Consider the following 25,639-nt stretch of genomic DNA (forward strand, 5'->3'; position numbering starts at 1 on the left):
ATGGAGCAGCGGCTGGTGCCCGTAATCTACGCTGCACCGCACCATCATGCAAGGGCGCGCCGCCCTGATGCGGTGCGCGCGCGAAGCTAGAAATGGATCGCCCGCTTATCGACCGCCAGGGCCGCTTCATGCATGGCCTCGGCGAGGGTTGGATGGCCATGCACGGTGCGGGCGATGTCCTCGGCGCTGCCGCCGAATTCCATCACCGTCACCGCTTCGGCGATGAGTTCCGAGGCGTTGGGGCCGATGATGTGGACACCGAGCACGCGATCGGAGTCCGCGTCGGCGATGACCTTCACGAAGCCGTCGGCATCACCCATCGCGCGTGCCCGGCCGCTGGCCATGAACGGGAACGTACCCGCGCGCAGGCCGTGGCCGGCAGCCTTGGCTTGCTGTTCGGTCAGTCCAGCCCAGGCGATCTCGGGCCAGGTGTAGATGATCCAGGGAATGACGTTGAAGTCGATGTGCGGTTGCTGGCCGGCGATGCGCTCCGCGACCGCCACGCCTTCTTCGCTGGCTTTATGCGCCAGCATCGGGCCACGCACGCAGTCACCGATGGCGTAAATATTGCCGACGCCGGTATGGCAATGCGCGTCGACTTCGATGAAACCGCGCGCGTCGCAACGAATGCCCGCGTTGGCAAGCCCCAGGTCAGTCGTATTCGGTTTGCGACCGACCGCCACGATGAGTCGGTCGAAGACCGTGCTTTCGGATTTCTCGCCGATGCTGAACTGTACCTCGACCGCGCCGGCGGCCACCTTGCTGCCGGTAACCTTGGCGCCGAGGCGAATGTCGAGTCCTTGCTTGGTAAGGATCTTGAGCGCCTTTTTGCTGACCGCCGCATCGGCCGCCGCCAGGAAATCGGGCAGGGCTTCGAGCACCGTGACCTTGGCCCCGAGTCGACGCCACACGCTGCCGAGTTCCAGGCCGATGACGCCGGCGCCGATCACGCCGAGCCGCGCCGGCACTTCGCCAAACGCCAAGGCGCCCGTCGAATCGACAATGAATTGCTCATCGACCACCGCCGACGGAATGCTCGCCGGCAGCGAGCCGACCGCGATGATCACGTGTTTCGCGCCGACCACGGACTTGCCGCCGTCGACGGCCGTGATCTCGACGCTGTCGACACTCGCCAGGCGGCCGTGGCCGTTGAGCGTCGTGACCTTGTTCTTCTTGAGCAGACCACCGATACCCTGCGTCAGGCCTTGCACAATCTTGCTCTTGCGCGCCTGCATGCGCGCGACATCGATGCTGGCCTTGGCATCGATGCCATGCTCCTTGGCGTGGGCCTGGATGAATTCGAAGTGGTGGGAGGAATCGAGCAAGGCCTTGGACGGAATGCACCCGACGTTGAGACAGGTGCCGCCCAGCACCAGCTTGCCGGCATTGTCCGTCCAGCGCTCGACGCAGGCGGTCTTGAAACCGAGCTGCGCCGCGCGGATGGCCGCGACATAGCCACCCGGGCCGCCACCGATGACGACGACATCGTAGTTGTCCATGGCCACCTCTAAATCTCGAGCAGCATGCGGGTCGGGTCTTCGAGCATGCGGCGCATGCTGTCGAGACATTGCACCGCCTCGCGGCCGTCGATGATGCGATGGTCATAGGACAGGGCGAGATACATCATCGGACGGATCACCACCTGGCCGTTCTCGGCCACCGGGCGGTCTTGAATCTTGTGCATGCCGAGAATGGCACTCTGCGGCGGATTGATGATCGGCGTCGAGACCAAGGAGCCGTACACGCCGCCGTTGCTGATGGTGAAAGTACCGCCGGTCAGTTCGTCGATGGTGAGCTTGCCGTCGCGCGCGCGCTCGCCAAAGTCGCGAATGCGGCGCTCGATCTCGGCGAAAGTCATGCGCTCGACATCGCGCAGGATCGGCACCACCAGTCCGCGCTCGCTGCCGACCGCCACTCCGATGTCGAAAAAGCCGTGGTAGATGATGTCGTCGCCATCGACCGAGGCATTGACCACCGGGAATTTCTTCAGCGCCTCGACGGCGGCCTTGACGAAGAACGACATGAAGCCGAGCTTCACGCCGTAGCGATCCTCGAAGTCGCCCTTGAAGCGATTACGCAGATCCATCACCGGCTGCATGTTCACTTCGTTGAAGGTTGTCAGCAGGGCGTTTTCGCGCTGCGCGGACAGGAGGCGCTCGGCGGTGCGCTTGCGCAGGCGCGTCATCGGTACGCGCTCCTCGACACGGCCCGTGACCGGCGCGGCCTGCGGCTGTACGTCGCGCACCGGCGGCGGCGGCGCGGGCGCAGCGGCGGGCGCCTGCGCAGCCCGGCTGGTATGGGCCAGCACGTCGCCCTTGGTCACGCGTCCGTCCTTGCCACTGCCGGCGATGCTGGCGGTGTCGACACCGGCTTCGGCGGCGAGCTTGCGTGCCGCCGGGCCGGCTTGCGCCGCACTGCCGGCGGGCGTGGCGGGCGCTGCGGCGACGGCGGGCGCGGTGCCTGCGCTGGTGGCCGCGCCCTCGGTGTCGATGACGGCGAGGATGTCGTCGGTCAGCACCACGTCACCGGTCTGGTAACGGATCTCCTTCAGCACGCCGCCATCCGGCGCCGCGACTTCCAGGGTCACCTTGTCGGTTTCGAGATCGATGAGATTATCGCCGCGCTCAACGCGCTCACCGACCTTCTTATACCAATTGAGCAAGGTCGCGTCGGGTACGGATTCCGCCAGCGCGGGTACTTTTACTTCAATCAGCACGATGTTTTATCTCCCGGTTGCCGGATGTCGAGCGGTCAAGGCTCAAGCGGTTTTCTTTTGTCGTGTTTTGAGTGCGTCGAGGCTCAGCGCTTCGTCGATGATGGCTTGCTGCTGTTCGAGATGCAGCGAGGCATAGCCTACCGCCGGCGACGCCGAGTAGGGGCGCGCGACGCAGGTCAATTCCTTGTGTTCGCCGATGCAGCCACGCAGGTGGCGCGCCGACAGCAGCATCGACCACGCGCCCTGGTTGCGGGGCTCTTCCTGCACCCAGACCAGTTCGGACGCGTTGGGATATTGCGCGAGCGTGGTCTGCATCTCGTCCTTGGGGAACGGGTAGAGCTGTTCCAGGCGGATGATCGCGACGTTGTCGATGTCGTGCTCGCGACGCGCCTCCAGGAGATCGAAATAGACCTTGCCACTGCAGGCCAGGATGCGCGTGACCTTGGACTTGTCGAGGCGGTCGACTTCATCGATGACGGGTTGGAATTGACCGTGAATGATCTCTTCCAGCGGCGACACCGACAGGCGATGACGCAGCAGGCTCTTGGGGCTCATCACCACCAGCGGCTTGCGATAGGGCCGCACCTGCTGACGCCGCAGCATGTGGAACATCTGCGCCGGCGTGGTCGGATAGCAGACCTGCATGTTGTCCTCGGCGCACAACTGCAGGTAACGCTCGAGGCGCGCCGAGGAGTGTTCCGGGCCCTGGCCGTCATAGCCATGGGGCAGCAGCATCACCAGGCCGCAATAGCGCCCCCACTTCTCTTCGCTGGAAGCAATGAACTGGTCGATCACCACCTGCGCGCCATTGGCGAAGTCGCCGAATTGCGCTTCCCAGATCACGAGCGAATTGGGCTCGGCGCTGGCATAGCCGTATTCGAAGCCCAGCACCGCTTCTTCCGAAAGGGTCGAATTGATGACCAGGAAATCGGCCTGGTCGGCGCTGAGGTTCTGCAGCGGCAAGTAGGTTTCACCGGTCTTCTGATCGTGGATCACGGCGTGACGATGGAAGAACGTGCCGCGGCCGCTGTCCTGGCCCGAGATACGCACCGGGCAGGCGTCCGTGACCAGGCTCGCGTAGGCGAGCGTCTCGGCGAAACCCCAGTCACAGGGTTTCTCGCCATGGGCCATGGCCAGCCTGTCGGCCAGCACCCGCGTCACGGCGCGATGCAGCGCGAAGTTTTCAGGCACCGTCGTGAACCGCTCGCCGAGGCGCTTGACGCGTTCCGCGCTGATGGCGGTGGCGGCGGTCTGTCGCCAGTGGGTGCCGCGGAACGGGTCGAAGTTGATGGCGTAACGCGTATCGGGCGCCGGCGCATGGGGGCGCGACACCACCTCGTTGTTTTCCAGCGCGTCGATGTAACGCGACGCCATGGCTTCGGCGTCACCGGGCTTGATCACGCCGGCATTCACCAGTTTCTCGGTGTAGATCTTGCGCACGCCCGGATGGTTGCGGATGTGCTGGTACATGATCGGCTGCGTCGCCGCCGGCTCGTCCGCTTCGCTGTGGCCGTGCTTGCGATAGCAGATCATGTCCACCACCACGTCCTTGTTGAACTCCATGCGGAAGTCGAGTGCGATACGCGCCGCCATCGCCACCGCTTCCGGGTCGTCGCCGTTGACGTGGAAGATCGGCGCCTGGACCATTTTCGCGACGTCCGTGCAGTACAGGGTCGAACGTGAATCCAGCGGGTCGCTGGTGGTGAAGCCGATTTGGTTGTTGATGATGATGTGGACGGTGCCGCCGGTCATGTAGCCGCGCGTCTGCGACAGGTTGAGCGTCTCCATCACCACGCCCTGGCCGGCGAAAGCCGCATCGCCATGGATGAGCAAGGGCAACACCTGGTTGCGCTCGTTGTCCTGGCGGCGATCCTGGCGCGCGCGCACCGAACCTTCCACCACCGGGTCGATGATCTCGAGATGCGAGGGGTTGAAGGCCAGCGTCACGTGCACCGGACCGCCGCCGGTCTGGATGTCGGACGAAAAGCCCATGTGGTATTTGACGTCGCCCGAGCGGGTTTCCTTGGGGCCCTTGCCTTCGAATTCGGCGAACAGCTTCGAGGGGTGCTTGCCGACGATGTTGACCAGCACGTTGAGGCGGCCGCGGTGCGCCATGCCGATCACGCACTCCTTCAGACCATGGCGGCCGGCGTCGTCGACCAGCTGGTCCATCAGCGCGATGGCCGATTCGCCACCTTCGAGCGAGAATCGCTTCTGTCCGACGTACTTGGTGTGCAGGTATTCCTCGAGTGCGCCGGCGGCGATGACACGTTCGAGCAGGGTGCGGCGCTTGTCGGCATCGAAGTCGGGCTTGGCGCGGCATACTTCGAGGCGCTGCTGAATCCAGCGCTTCTGACTGGTTTCGACGATGTGCATGTACTCGGCGCCGATGGTGCCGCAGTAGGTGGTGCGCACGATCTCGAGGATCTCGCGCAGCGTGGCGCGGTCCGGGCCCTGCAGGGAGCCGGTGTTGAACACCGTGTCCAGGTCGGCGTCGGTGAGGCCGTGGAAGGCCGGGTCGAGTTCCGCCACCACCGGACGTTCGTACTGGTTCAGAGGGTCGAGATTGGCCTGGCGGTGGCCACGGAAACGATAGGCATTGATCAACTGCAGGACCGCGACCTGCTTGGCGGCGTTCTGCACGTCGTCGCGCACCACGGTGACGGTCGCGCTCCTGGGTGCCGTGGCCACCGTCAACATACGGTTGCGAACGTCCGAATGGCGGACGTCGCGGCGTTCCTCGCTGTGGTCATCCTGCAGCGTGTCGAAATAGGCGCGCCATTCGTCGCTGACCTTGCCGGGGTCGGCGAGATAGGTTTCGTACAGCTCTTCCAAAAACGGCGCATTGGCGCTGAAGAGACATGAAGGAGGCTGGGTCATCGGGGTTCCTTCAAGATGGTCCGAGGAGGTCTTCGATATGACTGGGTCGCGAGAAACAGTTCCAGGCGTTGCGGCGGCTTATCGGCACAAGGTTTAACGATCTTTGATCATCGGCCCTGCAAAGTCATTAACGAAGCCTGCTCCGAAACGGGCGCGAACGCGCCAATTCAGTGCCTGTGGCGGTTGCCCGCGGCGTGCGGCGCGCGACGCTGCGCCTTGCCCGTGCAACAAACGGGACGGTATGCTAGTCCGCTGTCGCCGCGGAGCGGCGGCGTCCAGCGCGTGACGTTGCCGCGAGCCAGGGCCTCGTGCAGGCCTCGGCCCTTCATCCCTGCGTGCCGTGACTGCGCGACGCATCAGCGTTTTTCGTGCGGGCCGCGACCACCGTCGGCCCGCGACGCCGAGGCGCAACCGAAAACCCCGTTTGAATAACACGTGATTGATAAGGACGTGACTGCCATGAAGTCCCCCGTAAGAGTTACCGTGACCGGCGCCGCTGGTCAGATTTCCTATGCCCTGCTGTTCCGTATTGCCGCTGGTGAAATGCTGGGTCGCGACCAGCCGGTGATCCTGCAGCTTCTGGAAGTGACGCCGGCGATGAAGGCCCTGAACGGCGTGGCCATGGAACTGGACGATTGCGCGTTCCCGCTGCTGAAGAGCATCGAGATGAGCGACGACCCGAACGTCGCGTTCAAGAATTCCCAGGTGGCCCTGCTGGTCGGCGCGCGTCCGCGCGGCCCGGGCATGGAGCGCAGCGATCTGCTGGCCGCCAACGGCGGCATCTTCAAGGTGCAGGGCAAGGCGATCAACGATCACGCCGCGCGTGACATCAAGGTCATCGTGGTCGGCAACCCGGCCAACACCAACGCCTGGACCTGCATGAAGAGCGCGCCGGACATCGCGCCCACCCAGTTCACCGCCATGACCCGTCTTGATCACAACCGTGCCAAGGCCCAGCTCGCGGCCAAGACCGGCACCGCGGTCGCCGACATCAAGAAGGTCACCATCTGGGGCAACCATTCCACCACCCAGTATCCGGATCTCAGCCAGGCCACCGTCGCCGGCAAGGCCGCACTGTCCTGCGTGGAGCGCCCCTGGTACGAGAACGAATACATCCCGCGCGTCGCCAAGCGCGGCGCCGAGATCATCGACGCCCGTGGCGCATCCAGCGCCGCGTCGGCCGCCAATGCCGCGCTCGAACACATGCGTGACTGGGTGCTGGGCACCGCCGAAGGCGATTGGGTCAGCATGGGCATCGCCAGCGATGGCAGCTACGGCATCGAGAAAGGCATGATGTATTCCTTCCCGGTCACCTGCAGCGGCGGCAAGTACAGCATCGTGCAGGGGCTGCCGGTCGACGAGTTCAGCCGCAAGCGCATGGACGCCACGGCCGCCGAGCTGAAGGAGGAGAGCGTCGCCATCGAGCAGCTGCTGGGCTGAGCGAGACTGCGCAATCGCAACGAAAAAGGCGCCCTCGGCGCCTTTTTTGTGGGGCCCGCCGCCGTGGTTGAACAACGTCGGCGCATTGTACAAAATCGGCCCGCTATCCCCGGCAAGGCCTGAACGTCCTGTAAGCGCGAGACCATGATCGACAAGTACGGATTTCGATCGAATGTCGGCATCGTTCTGCTGAACGATCGCGGACAGGTCTTCTGTGGGCGGCGCATCGGCATGTCCGCCTGGCAGTTCCCGCAGGGCGGCATCAATCGCAACGAAAGCCCCGAAGCGGCCATGTACCGCGAACTGAAGGAAGAGGTCGGGCTGGACCGCGAACACGTCGAGTTGCTGGGCTCGACCAAGGGCTGGCTGCGCTACCGCCTGCCCAAGCGTTACATCCGCTACAACCAGCAGCCGCTGTGCATCGGGCAGAAGCAGATCTGGTTCCTGCTGAAATTCTGCGCCGACGAAGCGCTGCTGCGACTGGACAGCGCCGAGGACCCGGAATTCGACGCCTGGCGCTGGGTTGATTACTGGGATCCGCTGGGTTTCGTGGTGCCCTTCAAGCGCAATGTCTACGAGCGGGCACTGCACGAATTCTCGGAATTCGTGGCGGGTCTCGCCGGTTTCGAATCCGCTCCCACCGCGCCCGATCTGCCCGGCTCATCCTGAGCACGGCGCGTTCCGGCGCCGACCTTTCGCTCGCTAGCCGCCTTTGCGTGAGGCCAGTTCCGGCAGGATGCTGCGTGCCGCGCGGTCACGCACGGTGCGCGCGAAGCCGGTGGCGAAATATTCGGGGAATTTCCACGATCTGATCTGGCTGGAGAGGGCCTCGAGCTGTGGCTGGCAGGCGCCGAGCGCATTGTCGGCGACGCGCCGGATGTCCGGGTCACTGTCGATTTTATTGGTGGCCTGCTCGTAAACGCAGCTGTTGTAGGCGTTTGCCGACTGCATCATCTGGCCGCGCTCCTCGACGGTCATGTCGCCCGGCGAACGTTCGCCCGGCGCTTCGGTCGGACTTTCGGCGTGGCCCCCCACGGGCAGCAGGGCGAGGGCAAACAGCGCGTGAGCAAGATTCGGTCGCATGCAAACTCCTAGGGGCTGAAGGTGGCGCGTTCCAACTGCCAGTCCTGGGGACGACCATCGACGCGCGTGCAACCCAGTGGCACCCGTTCGCCGCCGGCGGGCGCGGTGCCGACCACCCATCCCTGGCGATGGCCGTCGCCGAAAACCCGCATGAGCCGATAGTCGATGGCGCGGCTGTCGTGGCGGTTGTAGAGCACCCGCAGCTTGCCACCCTCGCTCAGAATCTGGCAACGGCCATCGGCCTCGGATTGAAATTCAATGAAGCCGGCCGCGGCCGCTTGCGCGATCGCGGGCGACGTCTCGGCACGCACGCCGGCGGCCATCGCGAGCAAGACAATTCCGGCGCAATGCCTGTGAGCTGAACCGACCATGGGCAGCGAGTGTAAGGCGGCCGACGACAACGGCCAATAGCGCCGATAGCTCGCGGTCCGCATCTCAAAATCATGCCTTGTCGTTGATTTCCGAAATCATTTTCGGTTACTCACAGATGTTGTGGATAACTTTGTTGATGAAAGGCCAGGAGCGCTCCGATCGCGCCGCTGCGCGAGCGCTTTTTGTCAGATTGGCGAAAATTTCGCCGATTCGCCCAAGCGTATCTGATTCAATGACTTAGGAGATTCGGCGAGGTTTCGCGCCGATCCGCGGATTAACATTTTCACGATTCTGTCAAGTCCGCGCGGTGGTGTGTATAAGCGCCTCGCGCAAGGCTTGAATTCGCCGGGTTTTCATGATTCGTGCAGCGTTTCAGGCGATTGCGCCGGGGCGCGGCGAGGGGCGGCAAACGCGTCCCGGGGCGGGCTTGAAAAAACCATGGAATCGAGACGGATTCGTGATGCCGTCGAGGCGGCGGCAAAGGGCGCAAAGCGCGTCGATTTCCAGGGCTGCCGCTGTGCCGGCAGCCCTGGTGTTCAAGCTCAGGCCTTGCCCGTAACGCGATGGCGCCGCGCGAACAAGCCGCCCAGGGCGCTGGCGAGCAACAGAACCGGCGCCGGCACCGGCACCGGTTGCGTGCCACGCAGTTCCGACAGGAACACCGCGCTGTCCCACAGGGGGTCATTGGAGTCGGCGATCACGGCCTTGATGTCGTGGACGGTACGGGTCGGGTCGAGCAGCCCGGCGGCGGTCAGCACCGCGGTGTAGCCGTCGAATTCGAACGGCGCCGCCGTGGCGCCGCCGTTGACGTTGGGCGTGAAGAAACCGTTGTCGTTCTGGGTGGTATCGGTGCACGGAAACACGCCATTCGAAGTGCAGTTGTCCAGCACCACGAAATTACCGGGATCCAGGCGGGCGACGTTGACGCCGTCGATCAGCAGCGCGAAGCCGTCGCGGAAAATGCCGGTCCATTCCGGGTATTCCTCGGACGCGAACACGAACTTGGTGGTCACACCGGTGACGCCCGGCGCGACGGTGAAGGAGAAGCTCAACTGGTCACGGTCGTAGGTCCACTGCTTGCTGAGCGAGGAGACCTCGAAACTCGCGCCGGTGCCGGTGACATTGGTATAGCCCGACGAGGTGTTGGTGGTGGGGAAATTCGCCGAGCCGGTGGTCAGCACGATGCCGCCGCTATTGATGACGGTGCCGAACTCGCTCGCGCCGTAGACGCGCCCCTGGTTATTGGCTCCGATGTAATTGATGGAGCCGGCGGTGACGGTGATGCCGCTGTCCGGCGCCAGCCATGCGTCGACCAGTTGATTGCCGGTCGCCGAAGGCGGCGTGACGACCGGCGGTGTGACCGGCAGGGGCGGCGATGACGGGCTCTCGGTTTCCAGCGACTCGAGCTCCGCTTCGGTCATTTCGGCGATATCGGCATCGTCGGCTTTTTCAGCGCCGTATTGCAGCACGTAGAGGTCGTCCGCCGAGGGGTTGTCGTCGACACCGTCGCCGCCGCCGCCGCCGCCGCCGCTGTTGCCGCCACCGCCGCCGGAGCCGCCGGCGGCGAAGCTGGCGCCGCTGGCGACCAGGGTCAGGACAAAAACGAGATCACGAAGCTGGCGGGTGGTCATGTCGAGTGTTCCGATGATTGATGGGGCCGTGGCGTCGCACGCGTGCGGCGCCTTTGGCGCAACACGAACGACAGGTTTGTGCTTTCATCGTGCGAGGGCGGTTGCGCGTTCAAGTGCGACGCCACTCGAGCGCCCTGTGTTGCAGTTGTTGACAATTGCGCGGCGCCTGGGCGCGGCCCGACCGCGCGATTGACGCCCCCGCGGCGCGGCGGGAGCATAGAGCCCGACGGGCGAAGTCAGACGAGGAATTCCCGACATGGCAGGTGGATGGTCGCGCGACGGCGCGGTACAGGATCAAATCGACCAGAGCGTCGCCGACGCCGTCGAGCATGCGCGCCTGGCCCTGGCCGGCGGCGTGAGCCGGCCCGATTGCGAGGACTGCGGCGAGCCCATTCCCGAGGCGCGCCGCCAGGCGGTGCCGGGCGTTCGCCGCTGCGTTGCCTGCCAGGAGCAGCACGATGCCGACGCGCGCTTCCAAAGCACCTTCAACCGTCGCGGCAGCAAGGACAGCCAACTGCGCTGAGCGTCGCGATCGCGACGCCAGCTCGCGGCGCGGCGCGCATAACCCTACCGGGGACTGGCAATCCTCGGCGCATTCGTCAGGATAGGGCGTTCGACTGAACTCTTGAGGAGCAAGACATGTTTTCCCACATCATGGTCGGCAGCAGCGACATCCCGCGTTCCAAGGCTTTCTACGATGCGGTGCTCGGCGCGCTGGGCGCGAAGCCGGCGATCACCGACGACAAGGGCCGCCTGATCTACATGCATAACGGTGGCGTGTTCCTGGTGACCCCGCCCATCAATGGTCAGGCGGCCACTGGCGCCAACGGCGGCACCATCGGCTTTGCCTGTGATTCGCAGGCCAAGGTCGACGCCTGGCATGCGGCGGGCGTGGCCAATGGCGGCACCAGCATCGAAGATCCGCCGGGCGTGCGCCAGGGCGCATCGGGCAAGATGTACCTCGCTTACCTGCGTGATCCGGCCGGCAACAAGCTGTGCGGTCTGTATCGCATGCCGTAACGGCGCTCTCGCACTGACGCGAGCGGGCCGCGCACCTCGCGCGGTGTCGCCCGCGACGCCGACGCGGCGTACTTTGCGCCGCGCCTGGCGCCCGTTCAGGGACAGGTCTCGCGTGCTGTCCCTTTCATTTTCCGGACACCGATCTTGAACACCGACGCGCAGCCCCTGCTCACCCCACCGTTCCTGCTGATGTTGCTGACCAGTCTCATCGTCGGCATGTCGTTCTCCACCTACTTCCTGCTGCCGAAGTTCTTCGCCGTCGAGCTCGATGCGGACGCGGCCACCATCGGCGGCTTGAGCGCCGTGTCGCTGCTCGCCTCGGTGTTCTGCATGCCCTATGCCGGCGTGCAGATCGATCGCCATGGGCGCCGCCTGTTCGTGATCGTGGGCGCGGTGCTGTTCGCGATCGCGTGCGCGGGCTTCCTGTTCGTGGACCGTGTCGGCCCGTTGTTGTGGATGCTGCGCCTGGCGCAGGGCATTGGCTGGCCGCTGTACTACCTCGCCTTGTCCACCCTCGCCACCGATATCGCGCCCAAGGCGCGCATGGGCCAGGCCATCGGCATGTTCGGCGGCGTGATGATCTCGACCAACGCGCTCGGCCCGGCCCTGGCGGAGTGGGGGGCGCATCACTTCGGTTGGCAGGCGGTGTTCGCGGCCACCGTGGTGGCGGCCTTGCTGGCGGCGGTGCTTGCCTACTGGCTACCCGACACGCATCGGCCGCAGGCCCATGACGAGACCACCACCATGGCCGAACTCATGCGCCGGCCGGGCCTCAAGCGTGTGCTGGTGGTGACGGCCATGGTCGGCTGGACCTTCGGCGCGATGTTCACCTTCTACCAGCCGTGGGCACTGGCCAGCGGTTTCAAACAGGTCTCGGCCTTCCTGGTGGCGTTCGCGGGCTGCGCGATGGTGATGCGGCTCGGCCTCGGCGGCGTGGCCGACAGGCTAGGCCGCCTGCGCGTGGCCAAGGTCACGCTGGTGCTGTACATCATCGCGCCCTTGACCCTCATCGGGCTGCCGACGCTGGGCCTGTTCGTGACCGGCGCCTTGCTCGGTCTCGCCCACGGCATGTTCTTTCCGGCCTTCAATGCCGTCGCCATCGAGTACGCGCACGAGAGCGAGCGCGGCAAGGTCATGGGCGCCTACAACGGCGCGTTCAACATCGGCTTCGCGGCGGGCAGTTACCTGTTGGGCTACGTCGCCATCGCCACCAGCTATCCGACCATCTTCGTGATCGCGGCACTGACCTGCACGGTCGCGTTCGTATTGCTCATCCGCTCGCCGGAACGGGCCCTGCCGGGAGCAAGGCCCACATAGCATTGCAGGGCGGGGTGCTCAGAAATCGACGTCGCGCGTCTCCGGCCCCATCGCCGCACCGACGGTGGCGATGACGGCGCCCAGGCACAACAGCAGCGCCGGCGCCGTGGTGGCGCCTACCCACTGCCCAAGCCACTGCAGGTAGAAGGCGTAGAACGACGGCACGATGACCGACAGGCTGAAGCCGACACCGAAACCGGTGGCGCGTACGTCCGTCACGAAGCGTTCGTTGATGTAGGTGACGATGATGCCCCACGGCGCCGTGACCAGCACCGCGAGCACGGCAACCAGCGCCATGATGGCCGGCAGCGGCAAACCTTCGCCGTGGGCGAGCAGGTAGAGCAGGCCACTGCCGACAGTCGCAATCAGCGGGCCGAGAATGAGAAAGCTGCGGCGCCGTCCAATCTTCTGGCCGAGCATGCCGGCGCCGATGTAGGTGAAAAAAAGAATTGAATAGGTGACCAGCAGCGTGATGCTGATGTCGACCTTGCTCATGTGCAGCATGGTGGGCAACAAGGTCGATGGCAGGAAGATGGTGATGATGTTCTGCGTCGTCCAGAAGCCGGTCATCATCAACAACACCTGCAGCAGTTGGCGTCCGGCGTGGCCGCGCATGAGCGTCGCGAGCGGTTGCCGCGCCTGGCTGCCACGGGTTTCCTGCGTCCAGATCTCCGATTCGGAGACATGGTAGATGTAATACAGCGCCAGCACGCCGCCGAGCACGGCGCCGATCATGAAGGGAATGCGCCAGCCCCACTCGGCATAGGGCGAATCCAGCCCGTCCAGCGGGAACACCGCGAAGGTGGCGATGGCAACGAGATTGATGGCGACGTAGGCGAGGCAGAAGCCCGACATCAGGAACCCGCCCACCAGCCCGCGATGTTCCTTGTTCGATGATTCCAGCGCCAGCGGATGGGCGCCGGTGTAGCCGCCGCCGAGACAGATGCCGTCGAGAAAACGCAGCACCACCAGCAGCAGGTAGGAAGCGATACCGATCTGCGCATAGCCGGGGATGAGACCGATCAAGAGCGTGATGACGCTGAAGCCGGCCACCGAATAGATGGACGCCATGCGCCGCCCGATGCGGTCGGCAATCATGCCGAACAGCACCGCGCCCAGCGGTCGTCCGAGCAGGGTGGTGATGAACACCAGCGAGCCGAGCAGCGCGGCGCTCGCGGGGTCGACCCCGGCGCCCTGGAAGTAGCCCATCACCGGTGACAGCACCACCACCGGCAGGTAGATATCGAACATGTCGATGACTTCCGAGAAGAACGCGCCCTTGATGGCCGAGCGTCGACGCTGGGTGCGCGCATCGACATCGTCCATGGACGGCGGCGCCAAGGGCGCGGCGTGCTTCGCTTCAGCCACCGAGCAGCTCCAGCTCGAAATCATCGGGCAGGCACACGAACATGAGACGCACCGGCCCGTCCAGCACCCGCGTCAGATGCCCTTGCCCTCCTGTGTCGTCCGCCATGAACACCTCACCCGCGCCCCATTCGCGTCGCGCGCCGCCGGCCACTTCCACCTCGAGGCGGCCGCTCAACACGATCACGAACTGGCGATTGGGCGCCGGATGCCAGTCCTGGTCCAGCCCCACCGGCAACTCGACGAACAACACGTTCACCGCGCCCAGCGCGCGCGACAAGTGAAAGGTCCAGCCGGCATCGCTGCGCGTGTCGGGCAGCGCCACCTCGATGTCGCTGAATACCGAAACCCCGTGTTCGTTCTCGTGAAAGCGCGTCAGCTTCATGAAATGCTCCTGTCGATTTGATATGAGCCCATGGTGATTACGTGGGAGGTCATTGCGGCGTGCTACCCGCTTGCCTAGCATCGCCCGTCACTGCATCCATCCTCGAGAGACATCGCCATGCACCGTTCCCCGCTCGACACCACCCGTTTCATCTTCAATGCCTTCGCCCAAGGCGATATTCCGGCCTTGCTCGCCTGCCTCGCCGACGACGTCGAATGGGAATACGGGCCATGTTCGCAGGATGTGCCCTGGTACCAGAACCGCACGGGCATCGCCGGCGCGATGGAATTCTTCCACAGCCTGGCGGCGGTCGAATTCCACAAGTTCGAAACCACCGCGTTCCTGGCCGAAGGCAACACCGTGGTGGTGCTGCTCGACTCCGACTACAGCGTCCGGAGCAACGGCAATCGCGTGGTGTACGAAGACGCCGTGTTCGTGGTGCGATTCAACGATGAAGGCAAGATTCGTCGCTTCGCCCATCGCGTCGATCTGCACCAGGCGTGGCTGGCCTGGCATGGCGAGCAGCGCGCCTGACGCCGCGCAGCGACGCGACCTCATCACTTCGTCACGTACCAGACCGCGAGACTCGATGCCGCGCCCGTCGACAGGCCGATGAAGAGTCCTTCGACAATGCCACGAATGCGCGCCTTGGAATTGGCGCGCGCCAGCATCCTGCTGAAGGACTCTTCCGGCACCTGCAACAGCGTTTCCGCCGTCACCTTGTCCTGCTCCAGTTGCTTGAGGGACTGGCGCAGGCTCTCGGCTTCCTGCTTGTTGTCGAAGGCCTCGCGCCGCAGTTCACCCACCGCTTCGGCGGCTGCCTCCAGTTCCTTGCGGATCTGATCGAGCCGCGCAATCCGTTCATCGACCGTGGCCGGGTCCAGCGCCTGGGTCAGATCGAGTTCGTAACGCAGGAATGGCAGGCTGACCGAGACCTTGGAGTTTTTCTTGATGGCCGCGATGACGGACTGGAGCTGTGACACGCTGGCCTCCCCTCGAATGATGTCGCAGTCAGGCGCGCCGCCGGCGACCGCCGGCGTGGCGCGCGCACCTCGCCTCAGCGCGCCAGCTGGCCGCGCGCGTACAGATCGCGCAGCACGCGATGTTGAATCTTGCCGGTGGCGGTGCGCGGCATCGCCGCGTCGCTGATGAAGCTCATGCTGCCCGGGCACTTGAAGCCGGCCAGGCGTTCGCGACACCAGCGTGCAAGCTCTTCTTCCGAGGCGCTCATGCCTTCATGCAGCACCACCACCGCGTGCACGGCTTCGCCCCATTTCTCATGGGCCACGCCGATGGCTGCCACGTCGCGCACCGCGGGGTGCTGGCCGAGTGCGTTCTCGACTTCGGTGGGATACACGTTCTCGCCGCCGCTGATGATCATGTTGCTCTTGCGATCGACCAGCCAGATGTAGCCGTCGGCATCGCGTCGCGCCATGTCACCGACCGAACACCATGCGCCATCGAAGGCCTCGGCGCTCTTCTCGTCATTCTTCCAGTAGCCATCGAACGCGTAGGCGGTGCGGGAATAGAGTTCGCCCACCTCGCCGTCGGCGACTTCGCGGCGTGCCTCGTCGAGCAGGCGAATGGCGCCGCTGCCCGCCCATTCGCGTCCCACCGAGCCCAGCTTGGCGAGCTGTTCCTCGGGCCGCAGTATCGTCACCCAGCCGGCTTCGGTCGAGCCGTAGAGTTCGTAGAGCTTGCCGTTGGGGAAGAGCTCCATGATGCCGCGCTTGGTTTCCTGGCGCGCCGGCGCCGACGAGATCATGAGTTTGCCCACCGCGCTGAGATCGTGGCGACGTTTCACCGCCTCGGGCAGGGCCAGCAACATGATGTAGTGGGTGGGCACCAGGGAGGTGAAGGTCACGCGCTCTTCGGCGAGCGTGCGCAGCAGCGCCTCGGCGTCGAAGCTGCGCCGGTCCTCGATATGACAGGTGCCGCCGAGATGCGCGAAGGCGGTGCCGAAGTAGAGCGAATTGGCGTGACACAGGGGCATCACCAGCAGCGCGGTATCGTCGGCGCTGAAACCCATTTCCATGGCCGTCGCCCACGCGATGAGCGCATTCGCGCCGTGGCTGCGGATTGCGCCCTTGGGCCGGCCGGTGGTGCCCGAGGTATACATCAGCGCGGCCATGTCGTCGGCGTCGACGTTTTCGAGTCGCGGTTCGCGTTCGCCGCGTGCGACGAGATCCTCGTAACTCAACCAGCCCGTGGGCGGCGTCGCGCCCAGCGTGATATAGCTGCCCTGCTTGACCGGCACTTCATCGCGCAGGGCGTCGAGCGTCGCCGTGAACTCCTCGCCCGCGATCACCGCGCTCACCTCGGCATGCTGCAGGATGTAGGCGAGTTCGGCGCCGCTCAGGCGGAAGTTGAGCGGCACCACCACCAGTCCGGCGCGCGCCATGGCCGCGTAGATCTCCATCCACTCCAGGCGGTTGTAGGCCAGCACGCCCACCCGCTCGCCTTTCTCGAGGCCCAGTCCGCGCAGCGCCGATGCCAGTTGGTTGCTGCGAACATGCCACTGGCCGTAGTCGAGTCGGCGGCGCGAGTCACGCACCGCGAGCTTGCGCGGGCGCAGCCGCGCATGGGTGGCGACGGCATCGGCGAGAGTGAGCGTGCGGGTCATCGTGGATTACGCGTCTTGCGGGCGACTTGCCTGCGCTGGATTCTGAATTCAGACTTCCGATACGGTCAATGCCGCCAGCGGGTGGGCCGCACGCGGCGTGTCCGCCGGGGAGACGGGCAGTGACGTGGTCTCGTGGGTGTGACGCCGCCGGCGTCGATATCGATATGGTCTCCCAGGCTTCGACCCATCGAGGAGTACCAGCATGACCACTTCGACCGCGCGCCGCATCAGCATCGGCAACCGCAACGACAACCCCGCCGAATGGACCGATTTTGCCTGGGACGATCCACTCCATGGCGCCCAGACCAAGGACGTGGTGGCGGTCATTCGCCAGCAAGGCAGCTCGGGCAGTCTCATGGCCGGCCTGTGGCGCACCGGCTACGAGGTAGCCGGCTGCGAGAAAGACGGCTCGTGCCGCGTGCAGTATTCCGCGCCGCTCGGCGACGAAACCATGGTGCTGGCCGCGTACGCATCACCGAAACCGCCACCGGCAAGCAGCATCATGTCGGCGCCGGCAGCATCCTCAGCCATCCCAAGGGCGTGGACCTGCTAGGGAACAGGGCCGTTCCGAAGATGGGGATTCGGGGGGGGGGGGGCAGCGCGACCGCAGCATCACCTGTTTCGCCAACACACCGCGCCCCCGGCACCGGGCGCGGGCGCGCGCGGACGGTTCAGCGACCACGCGCTACACGGCGCCGCTCGGCGACGAAACCATCCTGCTGCTGGAAGGCGAAGTCGATGTCGTCAACGAGGAGAGCGGCGAGGAATATCACCTGCGCGCCGGCGACGTCATCGGCCTGCCCAGCGGCGTGCCGGTGCGCTGGACTTCGCGCGCGCCTTTCGTCAAGTAATTCTCGGTGATCACCAAGGCCAGCCTGCCCGGCAAGTAACCGCGTGTCGGCTGCGAGCGTGGGTACGCCGCAGTGGAGCGCGCGGTCGAGCTGGATGCGCTGCTCGGCGCGAACGGCGAGTGATCTCTGAAGCGGGCGACGCAGCCCGTCGCCCGCTTCAGAGGACGGCGGCTACCGCTTGTTGCTGAAATCCACCGTGCAGGCTTCGCCGACGCTTTCCAGGCCCACCGCATACACCAGGCGTCCGTAGCCGGTGAATATCGCCATGCGCCAGCCCAGCGCCATGATCTGTCGGTCGGTGTAGTACTGCCGAAGTTCATCGAACAGTTCCTGGCTCACCGAGAAGTGGTTGCCAGCAATGACGTCCGCGAACTTGAGCGCGGCCTTCTCGGCCGGTGTGAACATGTCGCTGTCCATGAAGTTCGGCAGCGCGCGGATGTGATCTTCCGTCAAGCCCTGATCCCTCGCCGAGGCATACAGTGCTTTCATTCACAGACTACATTGATTGTGCAGCGCGACCTTGTGACGCACGAGCTCGGTCAGGCGAATGCTGACGCCGTCGTTGTCCGCCATGATGAACTCGTAGTACCACTTGACGAAATTCCGGTACAGGTCCGGCGTGTGCGCGAAGTACTGGATCCATTCGGATCCGCCGAGCGCCGCATCGCTCTCGGCCATGGCCTTTTGCAGGTCCGGGTGGACCTGGTCATAAGGCAGTTTGGGCATGCGTATCATGCCGGTCACCTCCGTTCTTGAATTGGAACCACGCAGGGCGCGCGCCCTGTCGAAGGAAGTATCGGGCACGGCCGACGCTGACGTCCAACCCACGAAAAGGGAGGCCGGCGCGCGGTGCGCGCGGCTTAAGTCGACGCCAGCAGGGAAGCCAAGGACGGCAGTTCGGCGCGCTCCGGATCGAGACCATTGCCCGCGAAGCTGACGCGCTCCAGGCGGCCGTCGCCGAGTGCATGTTCGACGATGAGGTCGTGCGCGCGCTGACGCGCCGTGTCTTCGCCGTCCACCGCGAGCGCATCCATGAAGCCATCGATGGCGGCGGCGATATGCGCGCGACGCAGGCCGGGCGTGGCCGCATCGCCGGCATCCGCGCATTCGTTCAATGCGCTCGCCGCCGCCTGCGTGCACGGGCCGCCCGTCGCGTGGGCGGCGAGGGCGAGCGCCAGCGCCGCCGTGCCGCGCGCGAGCGCTGCGTCGATGCGCGGCGCATCATCGAGTTGTCGCGCCAGCAGCTCCAGGTGCGCCGCCACCAGCTGCGCCTGTTCACGCGCCAGCGCATTGTCGGGCGCGATGGCCGGCAGGATCACTTCGTTGACGGCGCGGCGCAGGGTCGCCAGCCGCAGGCCGATGCTCGGCATCATGGTCAGTATCTCCCGCGCAGTTTGCTGGCGATGTCGGCCAGGATCAGGTGACCGACCGGCGCGAGCCAGCTCAACAGCGCATCCTGGTGATTGTTGCCGGCGGCGGCCACCGTGAGGCAGGTGGCGAAAGTGTGCACCACGGATTTCCACGCGTTCAGCACTTCGTAGTAGTGCAAGGTGTCAGGGTCGATGGTGCGCCCCGACAGCGTTTCGTAGCGATGCAGAAATTCCTCGCGGGTAAACAGGCCGCAGCACAGGAAACGCTTGTCCGCATCGACCAGTCCGAACAGCTTCTGCGTCACGTAGCCGACGTCTTCATGGAAATCGCCGATATGCGCGAGCTCCCAATCGAGCACCGCGGTCATCGCCAGGCTTTGTTCGTCGAACAGGAAATTGCCCATGCGGTAGTCGCCGTGCACGAACACCGGCGCCGCGCAGACGGGCGCGTGGCTCCGCAACCAGCGTCGCACCAGGCTCGCAAGCGGAATCTGTTCCAAGGCATCCTGCAGCCAGATGCGCTCATACCACTCAACCTGCCACAGCGCGGCCTCGCGACTGCCGGCGCGCGGCGCGCTGAAGCTTGGCAGATGCGCGTGTTGCCAGTCGAAGGCGTGGATGGCGACCAGGTTGTCGAGAAACCGTGGCGCGATGTGCGCGGCCGCCGCGCCGTAATCGGTGCCTATGCCACTGACGCCGCCGTCGGTCTGCGTGCTCGGACGCGTCACGCCCGGCACGAAACTGGTGATGAGCCCCGACTGGCCGAGAAACTCGCCCTCCTGGTCGACGAAGCGCACCGCCGGCACCGGCACCGTGCCGCGCAGCGCCGCGATGGCTTCGGCTTCACGCTGGCGGCTGGTCTCGATGATGCTTTCCAAAGGGTCGAGGCGCAGCACCAGGCGTTCGGGCGTGGCGTTGGCGTCGTGCCGCAGGGTGAAGGAAAACATTTCCTTCGAGGCGCCGCCCGCGAGGCGCTGCACGTCGTCGACATGCACCGCGTGACCGCTACGCGCGCCGCACAGCCGTTCGAGCTTGTCGCGCACGTCCTGTTCGCGCAATGCGCGGTAAGGCCCCTGGGCACGCTTGCGGAGCGTGCGCGCGAGGACGGCCGCGATGGCGGGTTCGAGCTGCGCGCCGGGCGCGTGCGCGGGAGGGCAGGGGTGGGGCGCCGTCATGGGCACGCGCCCGCGTCGTTCCTCGCGTGAGTATCGCCAGTCAGCATCGTGTCCGTCCCCTGCAAGCGTGGCGGCAATATGACGGGCGCCGGTGGGCGGCGCAAGGCATGCGCCTTGCGGTCGGCATGCCTGGCGCTGTCGGTATGAAGACCGAATGATGAATACCGGCCCGTCGCGGCATCTGCTATAGATGGCGCCGGGCACGAGACCATGCCTGTGCATGGCCGCCCGATGCATGAGGGGAGACCATGACGACACCTGTTCGCAGAATGAGTGCGGCGCCGGCCACGGTCGCGACGCTGCTATGGAGCGCGATGGCGCTGGCCGCCGGCCCGGCCGACACCGACTGGCCGAGTTACAACAACACCGTCGATGGCCAGCGCTTCTCGATGCTGGAGCAGATCAACACCGCCAACGTCGCGAGCCTCAGCGAGGTGTGCCGACTCAAGGTCGATGATTCCGGCACCTTCCAGCCAGGCATCCTCGCCATCGACGGTACGCTCTATCTCACCAATGCCCATGACACCCTGGCGGTCGATGCCACCAATTGCGCGGTGCGCTGGCGGCACAGCTATCGCGCCGAACAGCAGGAAGTCTTCCAGGTCAATCGCGGCGTGGCCTATGCCGACGGCAAGCTGTTCCGCGGCACGCCCGACGCACGACTGCTGGCACTGGACGCGGCGACCGGCAAGCTCTTATGGAAACACCAGGCCGGCGATCCCAAGCAGGGCGAGTTCTTCAGTTCAGTGCCCGCGGTGTGGCAAGGCACGCTCATCACCGGCACGGCCGGCAGCGACTGGGGCATACGCGGCCGCGTGATGGGCTACGAGCAGGACAGCGGTCGCGAACTGTGGCGCTTCTACACCATCCCGCGCGGCAAGGAGACCGGCGCCGAGACCTGGACGCAACGCGATGCCGCGCGCTACGGCGGCGGCGGCAGTTGGAGCACCTATGCACTCGACATGTCGGCCGGCGAGATCTTCGTGCCGGTCGGCAACCCCGCGCCGGACTTCATGCCCGATCACCGGCCGGGCGCGAACCTCTTCACCAACAGCGTGGTGGTGCTCGATGCGCGCACCGGCGCCTTGAAGTGGTGGCACCAGATGGCGCCCAACGATGGCCTCGATCTCGATATCGGTTCGTCGCCGATGCTGTACTGGAACAGCAAGGGCGAACCGATGATGGCGGCGGGCAGCAAGGACGGCCACGTCTACGGCGTGAATCGCGAAACCCATCAACGGGTCTTCATGAGCGCCGTCACCACCATCGAGAAACCGACCCAGGCGCCCAACCAGGCTGGCGTGTACACCTGCCCTGGCGCGCTCGGCGGCGTGGAATGGAACGGGCCGGCCTACGATGCCAAGACCAAGCAGCTGGTGGTGGGCTCGGTCGATCGCTGTTCGATAGTGAAGTCGGGCGAGGTGAAGTTCGTGCCGGGACAGTTCCTGTTCGGCGGCAGCTATGAATTCGAGGGCGCCGGTACCGGCTGGATCCATGCACTCGATCCGGACAACGGCAAGGTGCGTTGGAAATACCACGCCGACGCACCGGTGGTGGCCGGCATGACGCCGACCGCCGGCGGCGTGACCTTGACCGGCGACATGTCCGGCAACCTGCTGGCGCTCGATTCCGCGAGCGGCGCGGTGCTGCTCAAGCACGCGACCGGCGGCGCGCTGGCCGGCGGTGTCATCACCTACGCCAAGGACGGACGCCAGTACGTCGCGATTGCGTCGGGCAATACCTCCTCGCGCCTGTCCTTCGGTGAGAACGGTCAGCCGACGCTCATCGTCTACGCCTTGCCCAAGGGCGGCGAACAGCCGCTGGCGGCCGCGCCCGCCGCTGCGGCCGGCGCCGAGCTCGATCCGAAATCCGTCAGTCGCGAGCATGCCGACGCGGGCAACGGCCGCGAGGTCTATGCCAAGAACTGCGCCGCCTGTCACGGCGCGCAGGGCGAGGGCGGCGTCGGGCCGAAGCTGCAGGGCTTGAAGGAGCGCCGCGACTTCACCGCGACCGTGACCTGGATAGTGCAGCCCTCGGTCAAGATGCCGAAGCTCTATCCGTCGGCCTTGAATGCGCAGCAGGTGGCCGACGTCGCGGCCTTCGCGCAGGGCCTGTAACGCGAAACTACCCCTGTAGGTGCGAATTCATTCGCACACTGAAACCGCAAGTCAGGCGGGCGCCCGCCCCCCGGGGGGGGGGGGGCCCCCGGGGGGGGGTGGGGCCCGCCCTGGCCGCGGCCCGCGCCCGCCCCCGTCCCGCAAAGGAATCTCATACCGCGGCGGTGCGCGCCTCGAGCCACGCGCGAGCATCGCCGGCGAGACGCGGCAGCAAACGCTCGCGCACCATGGCGTGATAACCGTTCAACCACGCGCGTTCATCTTCACGCAATAAACGTAGATCGATGCAGCGCGTGTCTATCGGGCACAGCGTCAGGGTTTCGAATTCCAACATGTCGGCGAAGGTGTCGCCTTCCGGCGTCAGCGCCGGCACGTTCAGTACCAGGTTCTCGATGCGCACGCCCCACTGTCCGGCGCGATACACGCCGGGCTCGATGGAGGTGATCATGCCGCTTTCCATGGCCATGGTCGCGTCGGGGATGGCCTTGCTGATGGTCTGCGGGCCTTCGTGCACGTTGAGGAAGTAACCGACGCCATGACCGGTGCCGTGGCCGAAGTCGATGCCTTCCGCCCACAGCGGCGCGCGCGCGATGGCATCGAGCATGGGGCCGAGCGTGCCGCGCGGAAAGCGCGTGCGTGACAAGGCCAGGGTGCCCTTCAGCACCAGCGTGTAGTCGCGCTTCATGGCCGCGCTCAGCGTGCCGATGGGCCACACGCGCGTGATGTCGGTGGTGCCGCCCAGGTACTGGCCGCCGGAATCGATCAGCAACAGGCCGTTGCCTTCGATGACGGCGTGCGATTGTTCGCTGGCGCGGTAGTGGGGCATGGCGCCATTGGCGTTGAAGCCCGCGATCACGGGAAAGCTCAAACCGACGAAACCCGGGCGGCGCGCGCGCGCCGCCGAGAGTTTCTCGTCGATGGTCAGTTCGGTGACACGCTCACGCCCCACCGCCTGTTCGAACCACGCATAGAACTCGCACATCGCCACGCCGTCTTCGATCATGGCGGCGCGAACATGCGCGGCCTCGTCCGCGGTCTTGCGGCTCTTGGCGCGCGTGCTCGGGTTCAGCGCCTCGACCATGGGCAGACCTGGCGGTACGTTGGCGATGAGCCCGTGAGTGACGCGCCGTGGGTCGATGAGCAGCACCGCATCGGCCGGCAGCCTGGCCAGCGCCGCGCCGGCCTCGGCGTAGGGCGCGAGCGCGATGCCGTCGACGGCCAAGCTCGCGGCGAGCGTTGCATCGACCTTGCCCTTGGCGATGAAGAGTGTCGCGTGCTCGGCATCGACCAGCAGGTGCGCGAGGAACACCGGGTTGTATTCGACGTCGGCGCCGCGCAGGTTGGTCAGCCACGCGATGTCATCGACGCTGGACACGAAGTGATGGGTGGCGCCCAGCGAGTCCATCACGGCGCGCAACTGCGCCAGCTTGGCGCCGCGCGGCATGCTGGCGTGGGGCGGCAGGTGCGGGTAGACGGGCATGTCCGGCAGCGCCGGCCTGTCCGGCCACACCAAGTCCACCACGTCGCGGCTCGTATCGAGGCGGATGTTCTTCGCCGACAGCGCCGCTTCGACGGCGCGCGCGGCAGCCACGCCCAGTACCGCGCCGTCGACTGCCACCACGCCGCCCGGCGCCACCTGATCGAGCAACCAATCGATGTGTGAGTTGGCGTTGCCGGCCGCAATCTTCACGAGCTCGATGCCGCTGCCCGCGAGTTCGGCCTCGGCCTGTACCCAGTAGCGGCTGTCGGCGAACAGCGCCGCATGGCGGACGGTCACGGCCAGCGTGCCCATCGAGCCGGTGAAGCCCGACAGCCATTGCCGTGCCTGCCAGCGCGCCGGCAGGTATTCGCTCAGATGCGGATCGGCGCTCGGCACCAGCAAGGCGTCGAGCCGCGCTTCGCGCAGCACCTCGCGCACGCGTTCGATGCGTCGGTGAAATACGGAGTCAGGATTGGCCACGGAGATTGGAGTTCGCTGTTCGCCTGGTCGGGCGTCGACATTGCGGCGCGGCGTCGTCCCGTGTCAACCGCCCGCTGCGCGACGCTGGCGGGCTACAGCGGGCAGACGGGAATCTGCCAGGCCAGGCTGCGATTCGCGGTGCCGGCCGGATACCATCCGTCACTGGTCAGCGAGGAGCAGCGTGATGGAACTGGGCTTGTGCGCGGCGTCGAAGATCGACGACATCGATTACCTGGTGCGTGCCGAGCAACTCGGCTACACCCACGCATGGATAGCCGACAGTCACATGCTGTGGAGCGACCCCTACGCGGTGCTGGCGCTGGCCGCGACGCGTACCCGCACGCTGCGCCTCGGCACCGGCGTCGCGGTTGCGCCCACGCGTCCGGCGCCGGTCACCGCCGCCAGCATCGCGACCATCAACCGCTTGGCGCCGGGGCGCGTGTTCCTCGGCGTCGGTACCGGCAACACCGCGATGCGCGTGATGGGCCACAAGCCCATGCCGATCGCCGAGTTCGACACCTGGCTCACGACCGTCAAGCCGCTGCTGCGTGGCGAGGAGGCGTCGTTTCACTGGCGCGGCAAGGACATGCCGATACGGCATCTCATGCCCGACGCGGGCTTCGTCAACTTCGTCGATCCGATCCCGCTCTACGTGTCGGGCTTCGGGCCGCGCGCGCTCGGCCTGGTCGGCAAGCATGGCGACGGCGCGGTGTTGTCCATTCCGCCGGACGCGCGCTACATGACAGGCGTGTGGCGTCACATCGAGGCGGGCGCGGCGGCGGCGGGCCGCGACTTCGACCGTGCACGGTTTCGCGCCGCAAGTCTCACCACCATGGTGGTGTTGAACGATGGCGAAGCGCGCGATTCAGCGCGGGTGCGACGGCTGTGTGGCGCGTTCGCGATGGCGTCCCTGCATTACACCTACGACCGCTGGCGCCAGACCGGGCAGCCACCGGGCCGCGCCGTGGCGTCGATCTGGTCCGACTACTGCGCCTACATGGCGGGCTTTGCCGAGGCGCGCCGCCACCAGCACGTCCATCGTGGTCACAACTGCTGGGTGGAAGCGCAGGAGCAGCGCTTTCTCACCGCCGACCTCATGGAGTCGACCTGCATGATAGGCACGGCGTCGGAACTCATCGACCGGCTCGGCGCGCTCGGCGCAGCGGGCCTCGATGAGATCACCTTGCTGCCGCCGTTCGAACCGCGCTACGAGGTCATCGAACAGGTGGCGGCGGAGGTGTTGCGGCAGCTATGAGGCAAACGCTGGAAGATACCGCCCGTCGATGTTCGACGACATCCGGCATCGTCATGCGCTGACCGCCGCACTACCGCGT

25 protein-coding genes are annotated in these 25,639 nt (G+C 65.9%); 10 read left to right on the forward strand and 15 right to left on the reverse strand.

The genetic code is table 11. The features are described from left to right. Nucleotides 1–86: 86 nt before the first annotated feature. The 3 genes from lpdA to IPM80_23885 are packed head-to-tail and all read right to left on the reverse strand — an operon-like array spanning nt 87 to nt 5,596. Nucleotides 87–1,499 (reverse strand): dihydrolipoyl dehydrogenase, encoded by a 1,413-nt coding sequence (gene lpdA / locus IPM80_23875; GenBank protein MBK8961382.1) that lies wholly within the window; start codon nt 1,497–1,499, stop codon nt 87–89. A gap of 8 nt (nt 1,500–1,507) precedes the next feature. Next, the gene (gene odhB / locus IPM80_23880) at nt 1,508–2,719 is read right to left on the reverse strand and encodes a 2-oxoglutarate dehydrogenase complex dihydrolipoyllysine-residue succinyltransferase (GenBank protein ID MBK8961383.1); all 1,212 of its coding nucleotides are present in this window, start codon (nt 2,717–2,719) and stop codon (nt 1,508–1,510) included. Between the two features lie 39 nt (nt 2,720–2,758). Next, a complete protein-coding gene (locus IPM80_23885) occupies nt 2,759–5,596 on the reverse strand; it encodes a 2-oxoglutarate dehydrogenase E1 component (GenBank protein ID MBK8961384.1) in 2,838 nt (945 codons plus the stop codon). Nucleotides 5,597–6,055: 459 nt separating this feature from the next. On the opposite strand from IPM80_23885, the gene IPM80_23890 reads away from it, so the two are divergent. Both IPM80_23890 and IPM80_23895 read left to right on the forward strand, forming a co-directional pair. Further along, nucleotides 6,056–7,036 (forward strand): malate dehydrogenase, encoded by a 981-nt coding sequence (locus tag IPM80_23890; protein MBK8961385.1) that lies wholly within the window; start codon nt 6,056–6,058, stop codon nt 7,034–7,036. Between the two features lie 144 nt (nt 7,037–7,180). Next, entirely contained in the window at nt 7,181–7,705 is a 525-nt protein-coding gene (locus IPM80_23895) for an RNA pyrophosphohydrolase (GenBank protein ID MBK8961386.1), read from the forward strand. A 33-nt stretch (nt 7,706–7,738) separates the two neighbouring features. On the opposite strand, the gene IPM80_23900 is transcribed toward IPM80_23895, so the two are convergent. The 3 genes from IPM80_23900 to IPM80_23910 form a co-directional block, all read right to left on the reverse strand. After that, nucleotides 7,739–8,119: a hypothetical protein gene (locus IPM80_23900; GenBank protein ID MBK8961387.1), complete on the reverse strand. Its 381-nt coding sequence runs from the start codon at nt 8,117–8,119 to the stop codon at nt 7,739–7,741. Between the two features lie 8 nt (nt 8,120–8,127). After that, nucleotides 8,128–8,451, reverse strand: a complete 324-nt coding sequence (locus IPM80_23905; GenBank protein ID MBK8961388.1) for a hypothetical protein — start codon at nt 8,449–8,451, stop codon at nt 8,128–8,130. Between the two features lie 582 nt (nt 8,452–9,033). Continuing rightward, nucleotides 9,034–10,122: a choice-of-anchor L domain-containing protein gene (locus IPM80_23910; protein ID MBK8961389.1), complete on the reverse strand. Its 1,089-nt coding sequence runs from the start codon at nt 10,120–10,122 to the stop codon at nt 9,034–9,036. Nucleotides 10,123–10,378: 256 nt separating this feature from the next. Between IPM80_23910 and IPM80_23915 the strand changes: the two genes are divergently transcribed. The 3 genes from IPM80_23915 (at nt 10,379) to IPM80_23925 (ending at nt 12,459) form a co-directional block, all read left to right on the forward strand. Next, a complete protein-coding gene (locus IPM80_23915; protein MBK8961390.1) occupies nt 10,379–10,645 on the forward strand; it encodes a DksA/TraR family C4-type zinc finger protein in 267 nt (88 codons plus the stop codon). Between the two features lie 116 nt (nt 10,646–10,761). Beyond that, nucleotides 10,762–11,142 carry a VOC family protein gene (locus IPM80_23920; protein MBK8961391.1) on the forward strand — a complete coding sequence of 127 codons (381 nt, stop codon included), beginning with the start codon at nt 10,762–10,764 and terminating at the stop codon, nt 11,140–11,142. A gap of 144 nt (nt 11,143–11,286) precedes the next feature. Then, nucleotides 11,287–12,459 carry an MFS transporter gene (locus tag IPM80_23925; GenBank protein ID MBK8961392.1) on the forward strand — a complete coding sequence of 391 codons (1,173 nt, stop codon included), beginning with the start codon at nt 11,287–11,289 and terminating at the stop codon, nt 12,457–12,459. 18 nt (nt 12,460–12,477) lie between these two features. Here the strand turns inward: IPM80_23925 and IPM80_23930 are convergent, their stop codons facing one another. Continuing rightward, nucleotides 12,478–13,785, reverse strand: a complete 1,308-nt coding sequence (locus IPM80_23930; protein MBK8961393.1) for an MFS transporter — start codon at nt 13,783–13,785, stop codon at nt 12,478–12,480. Between the two features lie 34 nt (nt 13,786–13,819). Continuing rightward, complete coding sequence (locus tag IPM80_23935; GenBank protein ID MBK8961394.1) at nt 13,820–14,209, reverse strand: hypothetical protein; 390 nt, start codon at nt 14,207–14,209, stop codon at nt 13,820–13,822. A 117-nt stretch (nt 14,210–14,326) separates the two neighbouring features. Here IPM80_23935 and IPM80_23940 point away from each other — a divergent pair, with 117 nt between their 5' ends. Then, nucleotides 14,327–14,743, forward strand: a complete 417-nt coding sequence (locus tag IPM80_23940; protein MBK8961395.1) for a nuclear transport factor 2 family protein — start codon at nt 14,327–14,329, stop codon at nt 14,741–14,743. A gap of 23 nt (nt 14,744–14,766) precedes the next feature. Here the strand turns inward: IPM80_23940 and IPM80_23945 are convergent, their stop codons facing one another. Then, complete coding sequence (locus tag IPM80_23945; protein ID MBK8961396.1) at nt 14,767–15,192, reverse strand: hypothetical protein; 426 nt, start codon at nt 15,190–15,192, stop codon at nt 14,767–14,769. 74 nt (nt 15,193–15,266) lie between these two features. Then, on the reverse strand, nt 15,267–16,832 hold the full coding sequence (locus tag IPM80_23950; GenBank protein ID MBK8961397.1) for an AMP-binding protein: 1,566 nt from the start codon (nt 16,830–16,832) through the stop codon (nt 15,267–15,269). Between the two features lie 202 nt (nt 16,833–17,034). Here IPM80_23950 and IPM80_23955 point away from each other — a divergent pair, with 202 nt between their 5' ends. Both IPM80_23955 and IPM80_23960 read left to right on the forward strand, forming a co-directional pair. Further along, a complete protein-coding gene (locus IPM80_23955) occupies nt 17,035–17,385 on the forward strand; it encodes a hypothetical protein (GenBank protein MBK8961398.1) in 351 nt (116 codons plus the stop codon). Nucleotides 17,386–17,443: 58 nt separating this feature from the next. Further along, on the forward strand, nt 17,444–17,683 hold the full coding sequence (locus IPM80_23960) for a DUF861 domain-containing protein (protein ID MBK8961399.1): 240 nt from the start codon (nt 17,444–17,446) through the stop codon (nt 17,681–17,683). A 171-nt stretch (nt 17,684–17,854) separates the two neighbouring features. Here the strand turns inward: IPM80_23960 and IPM80_23965 are convergent, their stop codons facing one another. The 4 genes from IPM80_23965 to IPM80_23980 form a co-directional block, all read right to left on the reverse strand. Then, a complete protein-coding gene (locus IPM80_23965) occupies nt 17,855–18,136 on the reverse strand; it encodes a hypothetical protein (GenBank protein ID MBK8961400.1) in 282 nt (93 codons plus the stop codon). 36 nt (nt 18,137–18,172) lie between these two features. Then, the gene (locus IPM80_23970) at nt 18,173–18,409 is read right to left on the reverse strand and encodes a hypothetical protein (GenBank protein MBK8961401.1); all 237 of its coding nucleotides are present in this window, start codon (nt 18,407–18,409) and stop codon (nt 18,173–18,175) included. A 134-nt stretch (nt 18,410–18,543) separates the two neighbouring features. Next, on the reverse strand, nt 18,544–19,056 hold the full coding sequence (locus tag IPM80_23975; GenBank protein MBK8961402.1) for a hypothetical protein: 513 nt from the start codon (nt 19,054–19,056) through the stop codon (nt 18,544–18,546). 2 nt (nt 19,057–19,058) lie between these two features. Then, a complete protein-coding gene (locus IPM80_23980; protein MBK8961403.1) occupies nt 19,059–20,228 on the reverse strand; it encodes a phosphotransferase family protein in 1,170 nt (389 codons plus the stop codon). A 248-nt stretch (nt 20,229–20,476) separates the two neighbouring features. Here IPM80_23980 and IPM80_23985 point away from each other — a divergent pair, with 248 nt between their 5' ends. Further along, complete coding sequence (locus IPM80_23985; protein MBK8961404.1) at nt 20,477–22,345, forward strand: PQQ-binding-like beta-propeller repeat protein; 1,869 nt, start codon at nt 20,477–20,479, stop codon at nt 22,343–22,345. A gap of 151 nt (nt 22,346–22,496) precedes the next feature. On the opposite strand, the gene IPM80_23990 is transcribed toward IPM80_23985, so the two are convergent. Next, complete coding sequence (locus tag IPM80_23990) at nt 22,497–24,305, reverse strand: aminopeptidase P family protein (GenBank protein MBK8961405.1); 1,809 nt, start codon at nt 24,303–24,305, stop codon at nt 22,497–22,499. Nucleotides 24,306–24,489: 184 nt separating this feature from the next. On the opposite strand from IPM80_23990, the gene IPM80_23995 reads away from it, so the two are divergent. Continuing rightward, the gene (locus tag IPM80_23995) at nt 24,490–25,560 is read left to right on the forward strand and encodes an LLM class flavin-dependent oxidoreductase (GenBank protein MBK8961406.1); all 1,071 of its coding nucleotides are present in this window, start codon (nt 24,490–24,492) and stop codon (nt 25,558–25,560) included. Nucleotides 25,561–25,639: the final 79 nt, after the last annotated feature.

It is taken from the genome of Pseudomonadota bacterium, from assembly GCA_016719885.1.
In the GTDB taxonomy this organism is placed as follows: Bacteria; Pseudomonadota; Gammaproteobacteria.